The sequence below is a fragment of the Streptomyces niphimycinicus genome, from assembly GCF_018883605.1.
Classification (GTDB): Bacteria; Actinomycetota; Actinomycetes; order Streptomycetales; family Streptomycetaceae; genus Streptomyces; species Streptomyces niphimycinicus.
The window spans coordinates 1-4,408 of record NZ_JAHLEM010001018.1 but is presented as its reverse complement, the minus strand read 5'-3'; the positions used below and the strand labels follow the sequence as shown (position 1 = coordinate 4,408).

Genomic DNA, 4,408 nt, shown 5'->3' with positions numbered 1-4,408 from the left:
GGGCGGCCAACCACGCCCTGCACACCATCGTGCTCTGCCGCCTGCGTTGGGACGACCGCACCCGCACCTACATGGAACGACGCACCCAGCAGGGCCTGTCGAAGAAGGACATCATGCGCTGCCTCAAGCGGCATGTCGCCCGCGAGGTCTACCGCGTCCTCATGCGATCCCTGGATCACCGCACCACCACCCGGCAAACCACACAAAGCGACCTCACTGAAGCCGCTTGACATCCATAGGAGCATCCAGCGCAAGGGCTGACCAGCCAATCCAGCCCCTCCAGGGGGCACCTCCCAGCGGTAGCTGGGGGAGTTTGAGGAGCGGGGTCCGGGGCGGAGCCCCGGCGGGGGCCCGGGGCCGGGCCCCACGCGGCGGAGCCGCATATCGTCAGGTGTCGGGAAGGGGCGGGGCGGGGCGGGGAGCAGCCCGCCGCAGGCGCCAAGCCCCACCCGACACCCCGCAGACGCAGACGTACGGCGGCTCAGAGCCAGACGCACCGCTCAGAACTAGACGTACCGCTCCAGGATGGACGACTCGGCCAGCCGGGACAGCCCCTCGCGGACCGAGCGCGCCCGGGCCTCGCCCACCCCGTCCACCATCTGGAGATCGTCCACGCTCGCCGCCAACAGCTTCTGAAGCCCGCCGAAATGCTCGACCAGCCGCTCGATGATGGCGCCCGGAAGCCGCGGCACCTTCGCCAGCAGCCGGAAACCGCGCGGCGAGACCGCGGAGTCGAGGGTCTCGGGCGAGCCGGTGTACCCCAGCGCCCGGGCCACGATGGGCAGTTCGAGCAGCTCGGTGTGGGTCAGCCGGTCCAGCTCGGCGAGCGCGTCGGCCACCGTACGGGTGCGCTTGGCGGTCGGCTCGGGGACGTAGTCGCGCACCACCAGCTCACGCTCGGGCTCCACGCCCGCGATCAGCTCGTCGAGCTGGAGGGAGAGCAGCCGGCCGTCGGTGCCCAGCTCGACCACGTACTCCGCGATCTCGGTGGCGATGCGCCGGACCATCTCCAGCCGCTGTGCGACCGCGCTCACATCCCGGACGGTGACCAGATCCTCGATCTCCAGGGCCGAGAGCGTGCCCGCGACCTCGTCGAGGCGGAGCTTGTACCGCTCCAGGGTGGCCAGCGCCTGGTTGGCGCGGGAGAGGATGGCCGCCGAGTCCTCCAGGACCCGCCGCTGGCCGTCCACATACAGCGCGATCAGCCGCATCGACTGGCTGACCGAGACCACCGGGAACCCGGTCTGGATGGAGACGCGCTGCGCGGTGCGGTGGCGGGTGCCGGTCTCCTCGGTGGCGATCGCCGCGTCCGGAACGAGCTGCACCCCCGCCCGCACGATCTTGGTGATGTCCTTGTCGAGGACCAGCGCGCCGTCCAGCTTGCACAGCTCGCGCAGCCGGGTCGCGGTGAACTCGACGTCGATCACGAAGCCGCCGGTGCACAGCGACTCGACGGTCTTGTCGGTGCCGAGCACGATCAGCCCGCCGGTGTTTCCCCGGAGGACGCGCTCGAGGCCGTCGCGCAACGCCGTGCCGGGCGCGACCGCGCTCAGAGAGGCACGCATCAGACCGTCGGCCTTGCCGGGTGCCGTTGCCCGGTCGCCTGCTGCCACTGCACTCCTCCGTCGCAAGGTCTGTCGGTGCCGCGAGTCGCCCTGCCATGCCGGTGTGCGAGGCCACGTATGGGCGAGACCAGGGCAAAGTCTACCGGCGGCCACCGGCCTCCCGTGGGGTCTCCCGGCGTACGCCCGTAGGTGTGAAACGGAGTGCGGCTCCCCCTGTGCCGCGCATCACCCGGCTCACCGCCCCCTCGCGTACGCCCTCACCAGCACACACCCCGCCCCACGGCCTGTCACGACCCCTCACCTCGGCCACGGTCCGCCGCGGCTCGGCCATGGTCTTCGGCGTCTCAGCCACGGTCCTCCGCCGCGTCCGCCCGCGCCTTTTCGCCGCGCTCGCGGCGCCGCGGCAACACCCGCAGCGCGTCCCCGATGTCCGCGACCTCCAGCACCCGCATGCCGTCCGGGATCCGGCCCGGGTCGCTCGGCACCAGGGCGTGGGTGAAGCCGAGCCGGGCCGCCTCCGACAGCCGCCGCTGCACTCCGGTGACCCGCCGGACCTCGCCCGCGAGACCCACCTCGCCGATCGCCACCAGGTTCTTGGGCAGCGGGGTGTCACTCGCGGCGCTGGCCAGCGCGAGCGCCACCGCGAGGTCCGCGGCGGGCTCGGACAGCTTCACCCCGCCCACCGTGGCGCTGTAGATATCCCGCTTGCCCAGCGCGCTGATCCGGCCGCGCTGCTCCAGAACGGCGAGCATCATCGAGACCCGGGAGGTCTCCAGACCGGAGGTGGTGCGGCGCGGGGAGGGGATCTGGGAGTCGACCGTGAGCGCCTGCACCTCGGCCACCAGCGGCCGGCGGCCCTCCAGGGTGACCGTCAGACAGGTGCCGGGCACCGGCTCGTCGCGGCGGGTGAGGAACAGCCCGGAGGGGTCGGCGAGCCCGGTGATGCCCTCGTCGTGCAGCTCGAAGCAGCCGACCTCGTCCGTCGCCCCGTAGCGGTTCTTCACCCCGCGGACCAGCCGCAGCCGGGCGTGCCGGTCGCCCTCGAACTGAAGGACCACATCGACCAGATGCTCCAGCAGCCGGGGCCCCGCGATGGCGCCGTCCTTGGTGACATGGCCCACCAGCAGCGTGGACATACCGCGCTCCTTGGACGCGCGGATGAGCGCCCCGGCCACCTCGCGCACCTGCGCCATCCCGCCCGGCGCGCCGTCGATCTCGGGCGAGGCGACGGTCTGCACCGAGTCCAGGACGAGCAGCGAGGGCTTGACCGAGTCGAGATGGCCGAGGACCGCGGACAGGTCGGTCTCGGCGGCGAGATAGAGATGCTCGCTCAGCGCGCCGATGCGGTCGGCGCGCAGCCGCACCTGACTCGCCGACTCCTCACCGGTGATGTAGAGCGTGCGGTGCTCCTCGGAGGCGGCCTTGGCCGCCACGTCCAGCAGCAGCGTGGACTTGCCGACCCCGGGCTCCCCGGCGAGCAGCACGACCGCGCCGGGGACCAGGCCGCCGCCGAGCACCCGGTCCAGCTCGTCCACGCCCGTGCCCCGCGCGGTGGCCTGACGGCCGTCGACCTGGCCGATGGGCAGGGCGGCCGAGGTGACCCGGCCGGGCGCGGTGGTGCGCACCGCGGGCGCGCCGTACTCCTCGACCGTGCCCCACGCCTGGCACTCCGGGCAGCGGCCGAGCCACTTGGCGGTGGTCCAGCCGCACTCCGTACAGCGGTAGGAGGGGCGGTCCTTGGCGGATGAGCGGGAGGAGCTACGGGCAGCCATGCCGTAACGCTAGCGTCGGCCACCGACAGCGCCGAACGGCGGTGGTGACGGCCCCTTCAGAGGCCCCTTCGCGGCTCTCCCAGCGGCCCTTCCCCGGCCTTGCCGGAGGGCGTCGAGCGCATAGCAGGTTACGGCCACCGGAGGGGGACACCTGTCCCCTTATGAGGGAGATGGTCACCCGTAAGGGTTAAAACAGCGCAAGTGGCGCGAGGAAGTCTGCATCATCCGCCTACCGTCGCCGGGTGATGAGCAGCAGGTCCGAGCACTCGACACAGACCACCGGCGCACAGCGGGTGCGGCGCCGTGCGCCCCGCTCCACCACCACTCGCCCCCAGCGCCCTCCCGAACGCTACGAGCCGTATCTCGACGGCCTGTTCACCTACTGCCTGTCGGCGCTGTGCGAGCACGACGCGGCGGCCGTCGCGGTGGGCGATGTGCTGGCGGTGGCCGAGCGCCGCCCCGGCCGGGGGCGGGGCCGGGTCACCGCGGAGGGCGAGCTGTCCCGCCCCTGGCTGTACGCGGTCGCCCGGTGGGCCTGTCTGCGCAAGCTGGCCGAGCGCCGCGGCCGTACGGGGACGGACACCCCGGGCGACGGCGCCGGGGCCGGGCTGCCCGAGCCCATCGCCGCCCAGCGCCGTCGCGAACTCGCCGCGCTGGCCTGGCCGGAGGCCGCCGGGACCAGCGCCGAGCAGCGGGAGGCGCTCGAGCTCGCGGTGCGCCATCGGCTGGGCCCCTCCGAGGTGGCCGCCGTGCTCGGCAAGGACCAGGAGGAGACCCGCGCCCTGCTCTCCAGCGCCGCCTGCGAGGTGGAGCGCACCCGCGCCGCCCTCGCCGTCGTGGAACTGGGCCACTGCCCGGTGGTCGCGCGGCTCGCGGGCGACACCCAGGTGCTGCTCTCCGCCGCCCTCCGTCGCGAGCTGGTGCGCCATGTGGACGACTGCCGCGAGTGCCGCCGGATGGCCGAGCGGGCCACGGCCGACGGACCCTGGCCCGGTACGGCCGCGGCGCCCGCGGCGCTGCCGGTGGTGGAGGCGCCCCGAGCCGCCGTGCACGCCGCGCTGCTGGGCGCGC

General features: G+C 73.6%; 3 protein-coding genes and 1 pseudogene. 2 read left to right on the top strand and 2 right to left on the bottom strand.

Annotated elements, in window-relative coordinates; translation table 11 throughout:
* Positions 1-230, top strand: a pseudogene (locus KN815_RS46985) (IS110 family transposase); the annotation flags it as partial.
* A gap of 276 nt (positions 231-506) precedes the next feature.
* On the opposite strand, the gene disA reads toward KN815_RS46985, so the two are convergent.
* Positions 507-1,565: a DNA integrity scanning diadenylate cyclase DisA gene (disA, locus tag KN815_RS46980; RefSeq protein WP_050993876.1), complete on the bottom strand. Its 1,059-nt coding sequence runs from the start codon at positions 1,563-1,565 to the stop codon at positions 507-509.
* A gap of 344 nt (positions 1,566-1,909) precedes the next feature.
* Positions 1,910-3,337, bottom strand: a complete 1,428-nt coding sequence (radA, locus tag KN815_RS46975; RefSeq protein WP_211124349.1) for a DNA repair protein RadA — start codon at positions 3,335-3,337, stop codon at positions 1,910-1,912.
* A 245-nt stretch (positions 3,338-3,582) separates the two neighbouring features.
* Here radA and KN815_RS46970 point away from each other — a divergent pair.
* Positions 3,583-4,408 (top strand): RNA polymerase sigma factor (locus KN815_RS46970; RefSeq protein ID WP_372458650.1); only part of this gene is annotated, 826 nt, incomplete at its 3' end.